This is a genomic window from Flavobacterium sp. UW10123, assembly GCF_040538975.1.
Classification (GTDB): domain Bacteria; phylum Bacteroidota; class Bacteroidia; order Flavobacteriales; family Flavobacteriaceae; genus Flavobacterium.
In genome coordinates, this window is sequence record NZ_JBEWQE010000015.1 from 152,295 (window position 1) to 170,572 (window position 18,278).

Annotated in this window: 13 protein-coding genes and 1 rRNA gene; 2 read left to right on the forward strand and 12 right to left on the reverse strand. The window is 33.9% G+C overall.

Annotated elements, in window-relative coordinates; genetic code table 11:
• Positions 1–259: 259 nt before the first annotated feature.
• The 11 genes from xylA to ABXT06_RS18105 all read right to left on the reverse strand — a co-directional run bounded on the left by xylA (position 260) and on the right by ABXT06_RS18105 (position 14,470).
• Positions 260–1,585, reverse strand: a complete 1,326-nt coding sequence (gene xylA / locus ABXT06_RS18055) for a xylose isomerase (protein ID WP_354591983.1) — start codon at positions 1,583–1,585, stop codon at positions 260–262.
• Positions 1,586–1,594: 9 nt separating this feature from the next.
• Positions 1,595–3,076 (reverse strand): xylulokinase, encoded by a 1,482-nt coding sequence (locus ABXT06_RS18060; RefSeq protein ID WP_354591984.1) that lies wholly within the window; start codon positions 3,074–3,076, stop codon positions 1,595–1,597.
• 1 nt (position 3,077) lies between these two features.
• Complete coding sequence (locus ABXT06_RS18065) at positions 3,078–4,085, reverse strand: GntR family transcriptional regulator (protein ID WP_354591985.1); 1,008 nt, start codon at positions 4,083–4,085, stop codon at positions 3,078–3,080.
• Positions 4,086–4,452: 367 nt separating this feature from the next.
• A complete protein-coding gene (locus tag ABXT06_RS18070; protein WP_354591986.1) occupies positions 4,453–5,487 on the reverse strand; it encodes a glycoside hydrolase family 43 protein in 1,035 nt (344 codons plus the stop codon).
• Between the two features lie 22 nt (positions 5,488–5,509).
• On the reverse strand, positions 5,510–6,943 hold the full coding sequence (locus ABXT06_RS18075) for an MFS transporter (RefSeq protein ID WP_354591995.1): 1,434 nt from the start codon (positions 6,941–6,943) through the stop codon (positions 5,510–5,512).
• 305 nt (positions 6,944–7,248) lie between these two features.
• Complete coding sequence (locus ABXT06_RS18080; protein ID WP_354591987.1) at positions 7,249–8,358, reverse strand: endo-1,4-beta-xylanase; 1,110 nt, start codon at positions 8,356–8,358, stop codon at positions 7,249–7,251.
• Between the two features lie 38 nt (positions 8,359–8,396).
• Positions 8,397–9,560 carry a mannonate dehydratase gene (gene uxuA, locus ABXT06_RS18085; protein WP_354591996.1) on the reverse strand — a complete coding sequence of 388 codons (1,164 nt, stop codon included), beginning with the start codon at positions 9,558–9,560 and terminating at the stop codon, positions 8,397–8,399.
• A 120-nt stretch (positions 9,561–9,680) separates the two neighbouring features.
• Positions 9,681–10,418, reverse strand: coding sequence for an SDR family NAD(P)-dependent oxidoreductase (locus ABXT06_RS18090; protein ID WP_354591988.1), 738 nt, complete (start codon positions 10,416–10,418; stop codon positions 9,681–9,683).
• A gap of 19 nt (positions 10,419–10,437) precedes the next feature.
• Positions 10,438–12,591: an alpha-glucuronidase family glycosyl hydrolase gene (locus ABXT06_RS18095; RefSeq protein WP_354591989.1), complete on the reverse strand. Its 2,154-nt coding sequence runs from the start codon at positions 12,589–12,591 to the stop codon at positions 10,438–10,440.
• A 275-nt stretch (positions 12,592–12,866) separates the two neighbouring features.
• Positions 12,867–13,895 carry a LacI family DNA-binding transcriptional regulator gene (locus ABXT06_RS18100; RefSeq protein ID WP_354591990.1) on the reverse strand — a complete coding sequence of 343 codons (1,029 nt, stop codon included), beginning with the start codon at positions 13,893–13,895 and terminating at the stop codon, positions 12,867–12,869.
• 137 nt (positions 13,896–14,032) lie between these two features.
• Positions 14,033–14,470, reverse strand: coding sequence for a PepSY-like domain-containing protein (locus ABXT06_RS18105; RefSeq protein ID WP_354591991.1), 438 nt, complete (start codon positions 14,468–14,470; stop codon positions 14,033–14,035).
• A gap of 297 nt (positions 14,471–14,767) precedes the next feature.
• Here ABXT06_RS18105 and ABXT06_RS18110 point away from each other — a divergent pair, with 297 nt between their 5' ends.
• Positions 14,768–16,957, forward strand: coding sequence for a tetratricopeptide repeat-containing sensor histidine kinase (locus ABXT06_RS18110; protein ID WP_354591992.1), 2,190 nt, complete (start codon positions 14,768–14,770; stop codon positions 16,955–16,957).
• A gap of 11 nt (positions 16,958–16,968) precedes the next feature.
• Positions 16,969–17,610 carry a response regulator gene (locus tag ABXT06_RS18115; RefSeq protein WP_354591993.1) on the forward strand — a complete coding sequence of 214 codons (642 nt, stop codon included), beginning with the start codon at positions 16,969–16,971 and terminating at the stop codon, positions 17,608–17,610.
• Between the two features lie 316 nt (positions 17,611–17,926).
• On the opposite strand, the gene rrf is transcribed toward ABXT06_RS18115, so the two are convergent.
• Positions 17,927–18,036 (reverse strand): 5S ribosomal RNA (gene rrf / locus ABXT06_RS18120).
• Positions 18,037–18,278: the final 242 nt, after the last annotated feature.

The following is an 18,278-nucleotide window of genomic DNA, read 5'->3' on the forward strand; positions in this document are numbered from 1 at the left end:
CAAAAAACCTTCAATAAAAAAACATCCTCTTATTATTTTATCAAACTGACTTTTTCTTCATTTCAATTTAAAAAAATAGTAACTAAACCTTAAATCTATTTTTCAAATCTCAAGAAAAAAGCCATAATCTTAACACACATTTTTAGAATTTTATCTAAAAGAATATCAGAAAACAGTTTTTAATCTTTTTAGATTTGCCTCACTAAATATTTTTGTAGAAGTCTAACAGGTTTTAAAAACCTGTTAGGCTTTTGTTTTATTAAATATATTGATTGATAATATTTTCAAACAATTCTTGTTTACCGCTTTGAAGCGTTAATTCTCCATTTTGGTTTGCAATATCATAAAGATCTTTAAGATTTAATTTTCCTTCAGCAAAATCTTTACCTTTTCCAGAATCGAAAGAGCTATATCTTTCTTTTCTTAGTTTCTCGTAAGGAGAAGAAGAAATGATTTTATCAGCAGTCAATAGAGCTCTAGCAAAAGTATCAGCTCCGCCAATGTGCGCTAAGAAAACATCTTCTAAGTCTGTTGAGTTTCTTCTGATTTTAGCATCAAAGTTAACTCCTCCGCCTTGTAATCCTCCGGCTTTTAAGAAAACTAACATCGCTTCAGTCGTTTCCTGAATGTTATTTGGGAACTGGTCAGTATCCCATCCGTTTTGGTAGTCCCCTCTATTTGCATCAATGCTTCCTAGCATTCCAGCTTTTGCAGCGACTTCTAATTCGTGTTGGAAAGTATGTTGTGCCAATGTAGCGTGGTTTACCTCGATATTGATTTTGAAATCTTTATCTAAACCATAATTTTTCAAGAATCCAATTGCTGTAGCTGAGTCAAAATCGTATTGGTGTTTTGATGGCTCCATTGGTTTTGGCTCGATGAAGAAAGTTCCTTTAAAACCTTGCGCTCTTGCGTAGTCTCTAGACATTGTCAAGAATTGCGCCATGTGATCTAATTCTCTTCCCATATCTGTGTTTAGTAAAGACATATAACCTTCTCTACCACCCCAGAATACATAGTTTTCTCCGCCTAAAGCGATTGTTGCATCAAGCGCTAATTTTACTTGTCCACCAGCTCTTGCCACAACATTAAAATCTGGATTTGTAGCAGCTCCGTTCATAAATCTTGGGTTTGAGAAACAGTTTGAGGTTCCCCAAAGCAATTTAATTCCAGATTCTGCTTTTTTCTGTTTTAAGTAATCAGTGATAAAAGCTAAACGTTTTTCTGATTCTGCGAAAGTTGCTCCTTCAGCAATCAAATCATAATCGTGGAAACAGAAATAATCGAATCCCATTTTGCTGATGAACTCAAAAGCTGCATCTGCTTTATCTTTAGCTGCCTGATACGGATCTGATGAAGCATCCCAAGCAAAATGCTGTGTTCCTGGACCGAATGGATCGCTACCTTGTCCGCAGAAAGTATGCCAGTAAGCTATAGCAAATTTAAAGTGCTCACGCATTGTTTTTCCAGCTACAACTTGGTCTGGATTGTAATATTTAAATGCCAACGGATTGTCAGATTCCTTTCCTTCAAACTTAATTTGGCCAATACCTTTGTAGTATTCTTTATCTCCTAAAACTATCATTTGATTTTTTTATTTAGTTGTTAATATTAATTCTAATTCTTTTTTCCATTTTTTATAAGCCTCTTCATAAGGCTCCTTATTGTGCAACGGTAAAAACGTCATTACGTGGTCGTTGTCGCTAACATTAGCACCAAATTTGCTGTAATCGCCGTCTTTTAAACCGACTGCCCTTGCCGCTCCGACAGCTCCTGTTGTATTGTAAATTTCAATTTCGTGTCCAATTAAAGTAGCCACTGTATTCGAGAAAATCTCCGAACGGAAAAGATTATCATTTCCAGCTCGAATCACATTTATCGTTGCATTATCATCTTTCAGACATTCCATTCCGTACACAAACGAAAATGCAATTCCTTCAAGAGAAGCCCTAAACAAATGCGCACTATTATGGATATTTAAATTGAGGTTTAAGAAATGAGTACCAATAGTTTTGTTATTGAACATACGTTCCGCACCATTTCCAAACGGAATCACTACAACGCCTTCTGATCCAATTTCAACGTTTGAAGCTTTTTCATTCATCACTTCATAACTCTCGTTCCCCATATTATTGCGAAGCCATCTATATTGAATTCCTGCTCCATTAATATTTAAAAGTTTACCCACTCTTGGCGTTTCCAATTCGTAGTTTACGTGAACGAAATTGTTTACTCGAGTGCTTTTTCCAGAAGACATTTCACTTACCGCATAAAACACTCCCGAAGTTCCGCCTGTAGCTGCAACTTCTCCCGGATTTAATACATTTAATGACAAAGCATTATTAGGCTGATCTCCCGCTCTATAAACAATCGGAATTCCAGCAGGAAGACCAGATTCTGCAGAAGCTTTTTCTGTAACAACTCCTTGATTCGTAAAGTTTTCTACTATTTTTGGAGTCAATGCTGTATCAATTCCGTAATATTCCAAAAGCCAATCGGCTACTTTATTTTCTTTATAATCCCAAAGCATTCCTTCAGACAAACCGTTTTTGGTAGTTGTCACTTCGCCTGTAAGTTTCAAAGCGATGTAATCTCCCGGAAGCATATATTTTGAAATTTTATTGTAAAGCTGAGGTTCATTTTCTTTAACCCATTTCAGTTTTGAAGCTGTGAAATTTCCTGGTGAATTCAATAAATGCGACATGCATTTCTCTTCTCCAATTTCGGAGAAAGCCTTGTTTCCAATTTCAACTGCACGGCTATCACACCATATAATTGAATTTCGTAATGGCGCGCCTTCTTTGTCAACAATCACCAATCCGTGCATTTGGTACGAAATACCAATTCCCTGAATTTTAGAAGCATCAATATTTGATTCTTTAATAGCTCTTTTGGTTGCTGTGCAAATGTGCTGCCACCAGATTTCAGGATCCTGCTCAGCCCAATCTGGATGAATAGACAAGATTTCCATTTCATTTTGAGGCTCATTCAGAACAATGATTTTTTTGCCTGTTTCTGCTTCCACCAAGGCTGCCTTGACAGAAGAACTTCCAATATCATAACCGATATAATACATACTATAATGATTCTCTTATTATTAATTTTGTCGGCACATAACACCTCGTTTCTTCGTCATGTGTAATAAATGCCGCTGCTTTGGTTCCTAATTCGTTAAAATCAGTCGAAACAACTGAAATTCCTTTATATATAAATTTCTTCATTGGGGTTTCGTTGTAAGATAAAAATCCAACATCTTTCCCCGGTTCAAAATCGTTCTCTTTGCACTGTTCTAAAAAGTATCCCAAAATCCTGTCGCTTACACTTATATATGCGATTCCTTTTTCAATATTGAACTTTTTCGGATCGGTTATAATACCATACTCAAACCCAAAATCGGCACAGAATTTCTTGAAATATTCTACCGTTTCCCACGGATGATTTGTAAAATCTGGATATACAAATTCTATTTTTTTATACTTTTTGAACAAATCAACCGCATCAGTCAAAGACTCATAAAACGCTTTTCCAAAATCCTGAAAAATGTAATTATTCGTTTTATCAGCCTGAATATTCCAGTCAATCAAAAGCAGTTTATCTTTTGAAATCGCCGATAATGCGGGAGCAATATCCTTGTGATCAAAATTCATTACCACATATTTGTAATACTTACCGATTCCGTTATTGATGATCGTTTTAAAAACATCAATATTATAATGGTGAAACTGCACATCTGTAATCACATTATCAGGCAGATTGTTTACAAACGAATGATACAAAACCTCTTTATAAGCCTTAAACGTATCCAAAACTAAAAGTACTTTTCTCGTTTCGCCTGCTACATAATAACCTTTATTCGGCACAGAGTCAATTACGTTCTGGTCTTTCAAAATCGAATACGCTTTAAAAACAGTGTCTCTTGAAAGCTGATATGTTTTGCAGATTACATTAACAGAAGGCAGCAAATCTCCTTTCTGCAAAATATTCTCTGCAATGGCATTTGTAATTCCATCAACCAATTGTTGATACTTCGGAATATCACTTTCATGATTAATTATAAACTCAAATTTTTCTTCTTCTTTTAGCATGCCGTTCTGTTCCGTTCTGTTATGCTAAAGTAGCTAAAAATATTTTACAAAAAATTATTTTTTAGATTAAAATTGTTATTTTTTTATGTCTTAATCTTAATATTTTGGGCGTGCCCCTCCGGGTCGGGCTATCCGTTTCAAGTCCTCGCCTGCTCGTTCCTCGCGCCTGTGGGCTTTCCACTGCTATCCCTCACGCAAAACGGTTTCATAAGACATTTATCATAAAGTTTGTCATTGCGAAGAACGAAGCAACCTCACTCTGATTTGATTCAGCAAATGTGATTGCTTCGTTCCTTGCAATGGCAAAAAAGCAAACCTAAACAACACAACCGATTGTAATTTTCGCTAAATTTTTTTACCAAAAACCTTAATCAATTAATCTTCTAATCCCATAAGGATCAATTGTAACAATAGAACCGTCTTCCAAATAATCGATCTTGGTCACTTTCATGCTCCTTAAATGCGTCACGCCTTTTGATAAACTTGAATCATGATAGAACAGATACCACTCGCCTTCAACTTCACAAATAGAATGGTGCGACGTCCACCCAACCACAGGATTCAGAATCCTTCCCTGATACGTAAATGGCCCATATGGAGTGTCTCCGATTGCATAACAGATGAAATGCGTGTCTCCCGTTGAATACGAGAAATAGTATTTTCCGTTGTATTTATGAACCCACGAAGCTTCAAAAAAGCGGCGGTCGTTATCGCCTGCCAAAATCTCATTTCCGTTTTCATCCAAAATTTTAATTTCTTTTGGCTCTTCTGCAAACTCAAGCATATCTTCTCTAAGCAGCGCTACGATTGGCCCTAACGCTTTTTCTTTCGCCAAAGGCTCTTCGTTGTTTTCATCGTATTTATTGTTGCGGTATTTCTGAAGCTGGCCGCCCCAAATGCCTCCAAAATAGATATAATGTTTGCCGTCCTCGTCTTCAAAAACAGCAGGATCGATGCTGTAACTTCCTTTAATAGCGTCCTTTTCAGGAATAAAAGGCCCCACTGGCGAATCTGAAACCGCAACGCCAATCTGGAAAATTCCGCTAGCGCGTTTGGCAGGGAAATACAGATAGTACTTTCCGTTTTTATGTGCGGCATCGGGCGCCCACATCTGCTTTTCAGCCCAGGCAACGTCATCCACATGAAGCGCAATTCCGTTGTCAACCGCTTCCGATGAGATGTCTTCCATCGAAAAAACATGGTAGTCTTCCATTCCGAAATGGTCGCCGTTGTCATTGAACGGAATCCCCGCATCGATATCATGCGACGGATAAATGTAAATTTTTCCGTTAAATACATGCGCCGAAGGATCGGCAGTGTATATATGGGATACTAAAGGCTTTGAAATTGCCAGATTATTGATTTCTTCAAAATTAATGTGGTCAATGCTGTCTTCAGGCATAGGTATATTTTTGTTTAAATAATTAACTTCTTCTTTCTTTCAGTTCGGTTTCAATCTGCACTTCCATTTCTTTGTTGATCTTATAGAAAAACAGCAATCCAGCTCCAATCAAAAAAGGAATTGCAGGGAAAATACTCACTAATAATTTGATTCCGTTTATGGCTGTTTGAGATTGCTCAGGCGCATTTGGAACGTAGTGGAAATAACCTAAAAACAAGGTTGTTAAAGCACCTCCAATACTCAAACCTGTTTTCAATCCAACCATCATGGCAGAGAAAATAATTGCAGTCGCACGGCGATTATTCAACCATTCTGAATAATCGGCAACATCAGCAATCATTGCCCATAAAATCGGAATCGTGATTCCATAGAAAAACCCATGCAAAATTTGAGAATAAAACATTAGTTTGATTGATGTTGGCGGAAAGAAATAAAAAGCTATAACAAACAAAGTCGAAATAAATAAAAACAATCTAAATACATTTCGTTTTCCGTATTTGTCTGCCAAGTTTTTAGACAAGGTAATTCCAACAATCATAAAAATAATTCCTCCTGCATTGAACAAACCAAAACCTGCAGATACTGGATCATTTCCAAAATGATTCAATCCTATAGTGGTTAAAAAATCTAAAATAGGCTGAATAAAAATGGCTAACTGGTCTTTGTTTACATAGTTTTCAAAATAGTACACATACGAACCGCCTTTCATTGCCAGAGTTACAAAAACCAAAGTGGTCAGCGAAAGCATAATAATCCAAGGCCTATTCTTGATTAAATCGCTTAAATCTTCTTTGACACTTGACTTTTGTTCTGGTTTTGGAATAATTCTTTCTTTTGTAGTCAAAAATGTGATTAAAAGCATAATAGTTCCAATAATTGCCAAAGCTGTCATTACTTTTTCGATTCCGACTGCTTTATCGCCGTTTCCAGCACTTTTGATAATGCCAAGCATAAAAACCTGAACAAAAAACTGTGCAAACATCACTGCCACAAAACGGTATGATGACATACTATTTCTTTCGCCCATATCGCCTGTAATGACACCACTTAAGGCAGAATATGGCAGATTGTTTCCTGCATAAAAAAGCAGCAATAAGGTATAGGTTACAACAGCATAAATTACTTTCCCTTTATAAGAGAAATCGGGAGTTGAAAATGCTAACAGCGCCACTACCCCAAGCGGAATCGCAGTTATTAAGATCCATGGTCTGAATTTCCCCCATTTGGTGCTTGTGCGGTCTGCCAAAACTCCAATGATTGGATTAAAAACAAAAGCCGCAATTAATCCAACAATCAGCATGATAATAGATGAATCTGTTGGCGATAATCCATAAATATCTGTGTAGAAATAAGCCAGATACGTCATCAAAGTCTGAAAAACTAAATTAGCGGCCAGATCTCCTAAGCTGTATCCAATTTTTTCTTTGATGGATAGTTTTTGTGAAATATTAGTCATTCGTGGGTTTGTGGTCATTTTGTTGATTAGTTATGTAAGCAAAAATGGTTTCTAAAAATAAAGTTAGTCAGTTTTTCTCGTGTATGGTTTTCAAAATCTTTAGATTTCAATGTTCTGTATTGTTTTTTTAACATGCCTACAAAGTTTTGGAAACCTTGTAGAAAAAGGAATTATCACCAAAACAATCGGTTGTGTAAAATTAGACAAAAAAACATATCATGCAAATTTAGTTTACTTTATTTAAGTAATTTTCTATTTCACAACCGATTGTTGTTAATTTATCAAAACTTAAGCTTTTTTAGCATCTATTTTTTAGTTTCTTTCAGCTTTAAAAGACTGTCATATGCTTTCTTATGCTGTAAATCCTTATCAAATGGCAACGGATAATTGGTTCTTTCTTTTATCGGCCAGTCATTCAACCAAGATTGACCATCATGAACACCCCAAAAAGTCACTCGGCTTATTTTATCTTTATGCTTTAAAAATAGTTTAAAAATCGATGCGTAACGTTCCGCAAGTTTATTTTGAATCGAATCTGGTAATGATTTTGGATACGGATTCATTTTTTCGCTTCCTTCAAAATTCTGATTTACATCTGCTCCTTTTAAATCCCACGGATTCGGCAAAACCGTAATATCCAATTCTGTAAAAGCCACTTTAAGTCCTAAAGCTGAATACTCTAATATGCTTTTTTCAATCTCTTCCAATGATGGACTTTCCAATCTCCAATGTCCTTGAATTCCAACTCCATCTACTTTTCCGCCTTCGGCTTTGATTTTCTTGATTAAAGCAATGGCTCCTGCTCTTTTTGCTGGTTCTTCAATATTATAATCGTTGTAATACAAATCTACTTTTGGATCTGCTTTTTCTGCAAGTTTAAAAGCATCTACCAAATACTTTTCGCCAAGCGTCTTTAAAAAGACTGATTTTCGTAAAGTTCCATCTTCGTTTAAAGCTTCGTTTACAACATCCCACGAATTGATTCTTCCTTTGTATTTAGAAACTATTGTGGTAATATGGTCTTTCATGAATGCTTTCATTTCTGTACTGTCAGCAATTTTTTCCATCCAAGGCGCTAATTGGCTGTGCCAGATCAGGGTATGGCCGTGAATGAACATTTTATTTTTCTCTCCATAAGCCACAAATTTATCTGATAAAGTAAAATCGTATTTATCTTTTTGCGGATGCGTAAACATCGATTTCATAATATTCTCCGCCGTAATCGCATTAAACTCTTTACGAATCAGAGAATCTTCTTTTTTATTCTTTTCATTAATCTGATTTAAATCTAATGCTGTTCCTATATAAAAATCATTTTTATAAACATCTTTCAAACTAGGCTTTTCTTTCTGAGATGTACAGCTCACAGAAAGCAAAACCGCAAAGGCAAATAAATAAGGTTTAATAAATTTCATATCTTTTGGTTTAAATAGTTAATAGTTTTTATTTGATTTTACAAATTCAATTTATAAGCAATTCCCATTTCCAGACCTCTTAATTCGGCCAAACCCTTTAATCTTCCTGTGAGAGAATAACCGGGGTAAGTTTCTGTTTTTTCATCAACTTTATGCAGGAAACCATGATCTGGACGCATTGGAAGACTTGTTTTTCTTTGGTTCATTAATAATAATAATTTCTCAACAATAGCTTCCATTTTGACATTTCCGTTTAAATGCTCAGATTCTCTAAAAATGGTTTCGCTTTCGCGGATGATATTTCTCAGATGTAAAAAATGAATTCGATCTCCAAAATCATCTATTATTTTTTCCAGATTATTTTTTGGATCAGCACTTAATGAACCTGTACAATAACATAATCCATTGGCATTTGAAGGAACGGCATCGAAAATAGCTTTCAAATCGGCTTCTGTTGAAACAATTCTTGGAAGACCCAAAACTGAAAATGGCGGATCGTCTGGATGAATGGCTAATTTTTGCCCATTTTTCTCTGCAATTGGACTTATTTCTGACAGAAAATAAATAAGGTTTTCTCTTAGTTTTTGATTGTCTATTTCGGCATAATTTTCTAAAAGAGACAAAATCTGTTCTGCCGTAAAATTAATTGTACTTCCTGGTAATCCCAACAAAACATTTTTAAACAACAATGCTTTTTGGTCTTCAGACAATTGATTTCCAAATTCTAATGCTTTTTCTTTTTCTGCATCTGAATAATCATTTTCTGAATTCGGCCTCTTTAAAAGAAAAACATCAAAATAAGTAAAAGCATCCTGATTATACAGTAACGCTCTGCTATCGTCCTCATTTACAAAATCATGATTCGTTCTTACCCAATCCAGAATCGGCATGAAATTGTAGGTTATGATTTTAATGCCACATCCTGCCAAATTTTGCAAACTGATTTTATAATTTTCAATGTATTGCAGATAATCTCCTGAAGCTCTTTTAATTTCTTCATGAACAGGAAGGCTTTCCACAACCGTCCATTCCAAACCTTCATTTCTAATCATCAGCTGTCTTTCCTGAATCTCCTCAACCGTCCAAACATCTCCAACAGGAATTTGGTGCAAAGCAGTTACAATTCCCGTTGCTCCAGCTTGTCTAATGTCAATTAATTTGACATTATCGTTTGGTCCGAACCATCGCATGGTTTGCTGCATTTTTATCATAATGATTTATTTTTTAATCTTGCAAAGTCGCAGAGTCGCAGAGTTTTTCTTTTTAAACTTTATTAAAATAAGCTTTGCGACTCTACGTCCTTACAAGCAATTTCACAAACCTTAAAACCCAATACTATTTCCGCCATCAACTGGCAATACTGTACCCGTAGTATATTTTGATTCGCTTAAAGCGAAATAATAAACGGCATCTGCAATATCCGATGGTTCTCCTAAATAGCCCATTGGGGTTCTTCCTAACACTTTATTTTTTCTTTCAGGATCATTATCTAGTGCTGTCGAAGACATTTTAGTTTTTATAAATCCTGGAGCAATGCAATTGGCGCGAATGCCAAACTGAGCTAATTCAACCGCCATAGCGCGGGTCATCGCTTCGATTGCGCCTTTGCTTGACGAATACGCAATTACTTTTGGAATTCCGTACTGAGATGCCATCGAACTAATATTAATAATGCTTCCACCACCATTTGCTTTCATGTTTTTTATCACTTCTCTGCTTACTGCAAAAACACTAAGCAAATTAGTATGAATTATAGAAAGAAAATCTTCATCAGTTACATCTGGAATTTCTTTTTTCATATTGATGCCAGCATTATTGACTAAAATATCTACTGGCCCATCCTTAGTTATACTTGCGATCATTTCAGGAATTCCGGCTAGATTATTCAAATCAAAGATTACTGGAATAGCATTTTCTCCAATTTCCTTACAAGCATTTTCTGTTTTTTCTTTTGATCTTCCGATTATGTAAGTTGTGATTCCGTTGTCACAAAGTTTTTTTGCGGTTGCAAAACCTAATCCCGAATTTCCTCCGGTTACAATTGCCGTTTTCTTGCTCATAATTTTTTATAAAATATATTTATCCATTCCCTGGTGCAAAAGGGAATTTTAATGATTTAAAATACTCTAAAGTTTGCGTAGGTTTTTCTACACCAACAGGAAGCTCTTTACCAGAAAACTGCTGAAAATACAACAAACAGGCATCTCGCCACCATTTTGCTTCTTTATACTGAATTTCAAGTAGCATTTTCACTTCGTTAAAACGTTCATTGTCCACATATTTTTCAGTCTGGTTCCAAATATTCTGCATTTCTCTAACCTGATTTACACCTTTCTGATATTTTAGCGCTAAACCATTCCATAGCGTTTGTCCATTTTTCAGTTTATAATCCCAAGAAAGGTGATGAAACCATAAAAGATCTTTTTCTGGGCAAGTTTCTACATTATCAAAAAGTTTGGCCACTTCTGGGGCGTATTGCGAAACGGCATTTGTACCTGATTTTGATCGGTCGAAACCAATTCCGTTTTTATCTGTTTTATGATAATAAGTGGGATTCCATTCTGGCCTTGACAAATTGGAAACCCACGGTCCTGGTCCATAATGATGTCCCGTGTCCATAATGTGATGCAAACCAAGTGGTGTCATATAATTGACAACAGCTTCACGGGAATTTATCATGATGTCTTTTACAGGTTTAATGAAATTCTCATTATTAGAAAAAGTGCTTCTCAACCATTCATCTGCAATAATTTCAGAATCTAAATACGGATTCCATGCCAGTCTTCCGAAACCATACCAATTGGCTTGCGCAAAAGGATGTCCTGCCCAGTTTAAGTCGTTCCCAATATTGGCGACGCCGGCAATTCCAGTTAATTTATTTTGATATAAAGTTCCGTCAACTACTTTGGCAACAGTTGATCCTTCTCCCTTTTGATACGTATCGGATTCCAGAACTTCCTGAAATAATTTAGGAAGGAAAACTAAATGTGTGCTAAAACCCAAATATTCCTGTGTTATTTGAAACTCCATCATTAAAGGCGTTTTTGGCATTGCTCCAAATAATGGATGAAACGGTTCTCTTGGTTGAAAATCGATTGCTCCGTTTTTGACTTGCACGATTACATTTCCTTTAAATTTTCCGTCATACGGCTGAAATTCAGCGTAAGCTTGCTTTGCACGATCGTTAGCGTCATGTTCTGAATAGACAAAAGCTCTCCACATAATAACACCTCCAAAAGGTTCAACGGCATCAGCCAACATATTGGCTCCGTCAACATGATCTCTGCCATAGTTTTGTGGACCAGGTTGACCTTCTGAATTGGCTTTTACTAAAAAACCTCCAAAATCAGGGATTCTTTTGTAGATTTCTGCCGATTTATTTTTCCACCAATTAATGACTTCAGAATCTTTTGGATCGGCAGTTTTTAGTTTTCCAATCTCAATTGGTGCCGAAAATCTTGCCGTTAAATAAACTTTTATTCCATATGGCCTGAATACATTGGCTAACGCTTCTACTTTTTCTAAATATTGTGGAGTCAGGATTAGAGCATTTGCATTTACATTGGTTAAAACTGTTCCGTTGATTCCAATTGAGGCATTTGCTCTAGCATAATCGATGTAACGCTGATCGATAAAATCAGGAAGTTTTTGCCAGTTCCAAAGTGAAAATCCCGCATAACCGCGTTCTACAGTTCTATCTAGATTATCCCAATGATTCAGGATTCTAATATTAGTTTTCGGAGAATCAATAATATTCAGATTTTTAATCGATTTATTAGTCTGTAATATTCTCAGGAAATTAAAAACTCCGTATAAAACGGCAACATCATTTTTTGCCGCAATAACAATTTGCTTTTTGTTTTTAAACGAAATAGATTTAATGATAAAACCTTCAGTATTTATTTTATCAAAATCAGACTTTAATTCATTTTTGATTTCGGCATTCAAATTCGACTGTGAACCAACAATAAGATTATTCTCGCCTTTTACATCCGATTTAATTTCAGGAATATTTCCCAACATATCCAAAAATCCCGTTTTAAGTTCTTTTTCGATAATTTTTATGGTTTCGGAATCTCCTAAAACAACGATTTCTTTAAGATTGCTTTTGTATTCTGAAACCATTGCAGAATTGGCAACTGCATTGTACTGAAGCCACAATTTATAATCCTTTTGAGCTAAAGCAGAAAAGGAAATCAAAAAAAACAGAAAAACAAATCTTAATGAAGCCATAGTTTAATTTATTCTTTACAATCTTATTTTTGAAAGAATCAATATTTTATTTCCATTTAAAAACATTTAATAAAATTTTAATTTAAAAAATACATTATTAGAAATAAAACAACAATTGCAATCGGTTGCGTAAAAATATAGGATTGTTGTTTAAGAAAAAAATTTTAACTGTCTTTTTTTTTCAAAAAAATAATTTATAACAAATAAAAGCAGGATAATTATAAAAACTATCCTGCTCTGTAGTATGTTAAAAACAATATTTTCTTAAAGGTGATTTATTTCTGAGTAGATTCTCTTGCTAGTACTTCTGTATTTAAAAAGGTTATTTCTTTTGCATCATCATTTTTAGACGATTTCAAATTTTTGATGATGATTTCGGCTGCAGCTTTTCCCATTTTTTCAGCTGGATGGGTAATAGTTGATAAATTTGGGTCTATTATCTGCGAAATTGGATCATTATTAAAACCAATTACTTTAAATTCTTCCGGTACCTTCACCCCCCGCTTCTTAGCAGTTTGTATAGCACTTACAGCCAAAATATCTCCAGGCGCAAATAATCCATCTGGAATTGGCTTTAAATCAAATAAAGCATTGCTGGCTTTTACACCGTCTTCATAAGTAACTGAATTTAAATTGATAATCAATTCTTCCTCAACTTCTATATTATGATCCTTTAAAGCCTCTATGTAACCTCTTTTTCTTTCATTATACAAATTTCCTAATTCTGAGCCAGCAGTTAAATGTGCAATACGAATACAGCCTTGTTCAATAAGATGCTTAGTTGCCTTATAACCAGCTGTATAATTATCTATTACAACTCTAAAAGTATTATATCCTTTTGGAACTCTATCGACAAAAACCAACGGAATATTATTGTTTGAAAACTGCTGAAAATGAGCGGTGTCTCTTGTTTCCATAGCCAGAGAACAAATTACGCCACTTACACGATTGCTGTATAAAGATTTAGCCATATTTACCTCTTCTTCATATGAGTCGTGCGACTGCATAATAATTACGGTATAATCAGATTTTTGAGCCGTGATTTCGATTCCACTGATTAGAGAAGATAAAAAGGGTTGTGTAACAGTAGGAATCAAAACACCAATTGTTCTGGTTTTGTTTCCACGCAAACCTGCAGCCAAAGTATTCGGAACAAATCCCATTTCTTCAGCAGTTTTTTTCACTTTTTTAATTGTCTTATCACTTATCGTGTGATGATCTTTTAAAGCTCGTGAAATAGTAGATGTTGCCAGATTAAGTCTCTCGGCAATATCGTAAATCGTTACATGTTTATTTTCTTCCATAAAACAACTAATAGAAGATGTAAATATAAACTATTTTCGCTCAAGTTTATATTTTAAAAAATTGGTTACAAATTAAAATACCCGATTTATTTTCAATTTGAAATATAAATTGGGACACTAAAAATTGATTAAATATATTACTCATTCTTTTTGTCTTTTAGAATTTTACCATCTTTAGTAAATTCCAAATCAATATTATTGGTTAAATCGACATCGAGATCTTTGTGTCCATAATCGATGTGCGTTATTTTCTCATTCGGATGATTTTTGGCTACATAAGCTTTGATATTGTCAGGAATAAAAGCAGTTGGAATTGGATTGTCGCCACCGTCAACTTCTCGGTAAGAGCCATCTTTCCAAAATTCTACCTCTGTACCATCTTTCAGCTTCACTTCATATCCTTTTTCTCCATGTTCTGCATCTTTTTTAGCAAGTTCTACTGTTGTATAACTAAAATGCTTCTTTAAAAAATCCTGTGCTGGTTTTGGCAATTCTGCCACTTCTATTCTCTTTTGTGCGCTGGCCGAGATTGTTAGTGCTAACAATGCGATGACTAAAAATATTCTCTTTTTCATGATTCCTTTATTTAAGTATAGTCTCACTAATTTACTGTAAGAAAATTTAGATTCAAATCAATTTAAGAAACATTTAATCTTTAAAAAAGACACAATTAATTGATTTTCAATATATTTAAAACATTTTAATTATAACGAATTTCACAACTTCATCTAAAAAATATATTTTTTCAGCAGATATTTTAAATTGATTTGTAGTACTTTTACTTATCAATGTAGAAACAATTCTATAAAACCCAAGTTTACAAAACTTTAAAGCTTATCCTAATTCTATTAAGCGAACAAACCAAAAAAAGTATGGCAATCTGGTCAAAAAGGTTTTATTCAATAGTATTCATCTTTTTATCGTTCAGTCTACAGGCACAGATTGAAAATAAAAGGAACTCTTTTACCTTCAAAAAATCTTCAATTAGCAAACCAGATCCTAAAATTCAAGATCTTTATAATCTATATAATAAGGGAGAAGAAAAAAAAGCGTATAAAAAAGCTCACTTACTATTAAAATCAAAAATAAACAATCGATCAACCGCAAACACCAATCTTCTTCTAGCATACTACTTCAATAAAAGAGCAGTAATAGATTCTTCTATTTATTATACAAATCAAGCTTTTAAATATAATACACCCCAAAATGACTCTTTAAAAAACCGACTTTTTTCATTAGGCTACAATCTGCTTGCGATAAATTACAATAAGCGCGGTCTGTTTAACGAAAGTAAAAAATGGCATCTTAAAGGTATTGAAACATCACAAAAATACAACGACAAAAATCTTTTTTATACGCATACACACGGTTTAGCCCAAACATATACAGAGCTAGGCGACTATCAGAGCGCATTGAAGCTGTTTAAGCAATGTTTGGAATATAAAGATGATCCAGAAATAATTCTTGGAAGTTATATCAATATTGGCGATCTCTATTCAAGACTTAAAGATTATGATAATGCAGCTGTATATTACAAAAAGGGTAAAACTCTCTGTGAAAAATCCAATAATTTTCAAGGAAAAGCTATTATTTTACTGGGGTTAGGTGAAAATTACCAATTGCAGAATAAATACCAAGAAGCATTAAAAATGTTTCAAGAAGCGCTTATTATTGCCGATGAAAATGAACTAAATCAATTGGCAATTATTTCAAGGAGCACCATTGGTGACTGCTATACTTCTCAGAAAAAATACAACGATGCAAAATTGACTTTTTCTGAAGCGCTTCAAAAATCAGCAGATTTTGGATTACTTCAAAATCAAATAGACATCTATGATAAATTACGAAAAATCGCTATCAAACAAGACGATTTTAAAAATGCCTATCTATTTTTTGAAAAATTAACTCATTTAAAAGATTCTATCTCAAAATTGGAAAGAATTAAAGAAATTAATGAACTTGAAATCAAATACAAAACAGCTCAAAAGCAAAAAGAAATTGAATCTTTAAAATTCGAAAACGAAGCTAAAAAACTAACCTTAGCCAGTCAGGAAGAAGCAATCAAAAACATGCTTCTTAAAGAAGAAATATCGAATAAAAACAATGAAAATACCATCCTCGCTTACCAAAACTCATCTAATAAAAAACGAAATGAAATATCGCTTCTGAAAAAGGATCAACAATTAAAAGCTCTAGAAATCAATCAGCAAAAAAGAATTAAACTTTTCACTATAAATGCATTTCTTATATTATTGATCCCAATAATTGCACTTCTATTTCAGTTCTACAAACGATTTAAAGTACAGCATTTACTAAATATTAAGCAAGCTGAAATTAGTTCGCAAAAAATAAATAGCATTCTAAAAGAACAGGAGTTGGAGTTAATCAAGGCTTCAATTAGCGGTCAAGACAAAGAAAGACAACGGATTTCGCAAGAACTCCATGACAGTATAGGAGGCAATTTAGCAGCTATTAAATTGCAAATAAACCATTTAAAGTCTTCAAATTTTTCCAACATTCAAAGCATTAGCGATCAACTTGATGAAACCTATCAGCAGGTACGAAATTTATCACATAATTTGCTGCCAAAAAAATTTAGCCAAAATAAATTTCTTGAAGTTTTAGAATCCTATTTGATCAATATAAGCGAGGCAAGTAAGATTAGAATCTCCTATATTCCATATCCGAAAAAAGAGATTAATGAATTACATGAAAATATTCAGATTGAAATTTTTAAAATCATACAAGAACTTTTGACCAATACAATTAAACATGCTAAAGCATCAAAAATAGAAGTTCAAATAAACTATATCGAAAACACCTTGAACCTATTGTTTGAAGATAATGGAGTTGGCTTTGAAACCGAGAACATTTCAAAAGGAATAGGTCTTATTAATATGGAAAATAGGATTAATAATTTAAATGGTTCATTTGAAGTTGATTCAAAGTTGAAACGCGGAACTATTTTTAACATTGAAATCCCAATTTTAAAACTGAAATCCAAAACAAAAATAAACGGAATAGATTTGAAAAATCAGCTTGACCAATTGAAAAGCAACTAACATTTTATTGAATGAATAAAATCAAACTACTTATCGCAGATGACCACACCATGTTTCTTCAAGGAATTATTTCACTTTTGGAACAAGAACCGAATATTGCTGTTATTGGAAAAGCTGTAAACGGACTTGAAGCATTGGAAATTGTAGAAAAAGGAATCGTTGACTTTATTATTTTGGATATCAGCATGCCAAAAATGGATGGAATAGAATTGAGCAAAATTCTTAAGAAACAATTTCCAAACATCAAGATTCTGATTGTGAGCACGCACAGCAATGTAATGATTGTATCAAGATTAATTAGAATTGGCGTAAATGGCTATTTATTAAAAAATGCCGAAAAAGAAGATCTTTTAAAGGCAATCAATACAATTGCCTTAGGAGAAAATTATTTTGCTGAAGAATTAGAAGAAAAACATTTAATCAACAGCACAAAAATTGAAAAACAGGTCTCTAATTTAACTGAACTTAGTTCAAGAGAAAAAGAAATTTTGGTTCTCATCGCCCAAGAATACAATACAGCAGAAATCGCAGAAAAAACTTTTATAAGTCTAAATACTGTAAATACCCATCGACGCAATTTATTATCAAAATTAAATGCTAAAAATACAGCAGGTTTAGTTAAGTATGCCGTAGAAAATGGATTAGTTGACTGATATATAATTATCACTAAGCTCGAATAAAATGGCAAAGCCCCCCAATGCTTTTGCTAGTTATTCGAGCAAGTAATAAGAATCTGACTTTAGTCAAATAAAAATTGTAAGATACTATCAATTTAATTCTCCAAAAATATAGTTTGCCGTACCTCGTTTACATAACAATTTACTACAAAATTACTGTTATACTTTTGCTTTTACATCACTAGAAATAGTGATTTTACATATAATTTACTCTCTTTCCAAATTTTAGAATTCCCCAAAACATATGAAAAACAAAAAATCCCCATCAGATTACTGATGAGGATTCTTAAAAGAAAGGCGACGACATACTCTCCCACAATGCTGCAGTACCATCTGCGCAGGCGGGCTTAACTTCTCTGTTCGGGATGGGAAGAGGTGAGCCCCGCCGCAATAACCACCTTAAGGCTATTCGCTGCAAGCAGCTTCTGATTATTAATTATCAATTGTAAATTATCAATTGTAAATTATCAATTGTAAATTATCAATTATTAATCAGACAATATTTTAACATACTGGGATAAAGAAACGCAATAGTCTGTTTTAGAAAGTTCCTTCCCCGCCCTTGAGCGGGGAAAAGGTTTGTGCATAAGCTTACGGATTATTAGTACTACTCGACTATGACATTACTGCCTTTACATCTGTAG

Bases quoted from the DNA above. Each gene is read 5' to 3' on its own strand.
- ABXT06_RS18110 (WP_354591992.1), top strand. From the start codon at position 14,768: ATGGCAATCTGGTCAAAAAGGTTTTATTCAATAGTATTCATCTTTTTA.
- ABXT06_RS18070 (WP_354591986.1), bottom strand. From the start codon at position 5,487: ATGCCTGAAGACAGCATTGACCACATTAATTTTGAAGAAATCAATAAT.
- ABXT06_RS18075 (WP_354591995.1), bottom strand. From the start codon at position 6,943: ATGACTAATATTTCACAAAAACTATCCATCAAAGAAAAAATTGGATAC.
- ABXT06_RS18105 (WP_354591991.1), bottom strand. From the start codon at position 14,470: ATGAAAAAGAGAATATTTTTAGTCATCGCATTGTTAGCACTAACAATC.
- uxuA (WP_354591996.1), bottom strand. From the start codon at position 9,560: ATGCAGCAAACCATGCGATGGTTCGGACCAAACGATAATGTCAAATTA.
- ABXT06_RS18060 (WP_354591984.1), bottom strand. From the start codon at position 3,076: ATGTATTATATCGGTTATGATATTGGAAGTTCTTCTGTCAAGGCAGCC.
- ABXT06_RS18065 (WP_354591985.1), bottom strand. From the start codon at position 4,085: ATGCTAAAAGAAGAAGAAAAATTTGAGTTTATAATTAATCATGAAAGT.
- ABXT06_RS18090 (WP_354591988.1), bottom strand. From the start codon at position 10,418: ATGAGCAAGAAAACGGCAATTGTAACCGGAGGAAATTCGGGATTAGGT.
- ABXT06_RS18080 (WP_354591987.1), bottom strand. From the start codon at position 8,358: ATGAAATTTATTAAACCTTATTTATTTGCCTTTGCGGTTTTGCTTTCT.
- ABXT06_RS18095 (WP_354591989.1), bottom strand. From the start codon at position 12,591: ATGGCTTCATTAAGATTTGTTTTTCTGTTTTTTTTGATTTCCTTTTCT.
- xylA (WP_354591983.1), bottom strand. From the start codon at position 1,585: ATGATAGTTTTAGGAGATAAAGAATACTACAAAGGTATTGGCCAAATT.
- ABXT06_RS18100 (WP_354591990.1), bottom strand. From the start codon at position 13,895: ATGGAAGAAAATAAACATGTAACGATTTACGATATTGCCGAGAGACTT.
- ABXT06_RS18115 (WP_354591993.1), top strand. From the start codon at position 16,969: ATGAATAAAATCAAACTACTTATCGCAGATGACCACACCATGTTTCTT.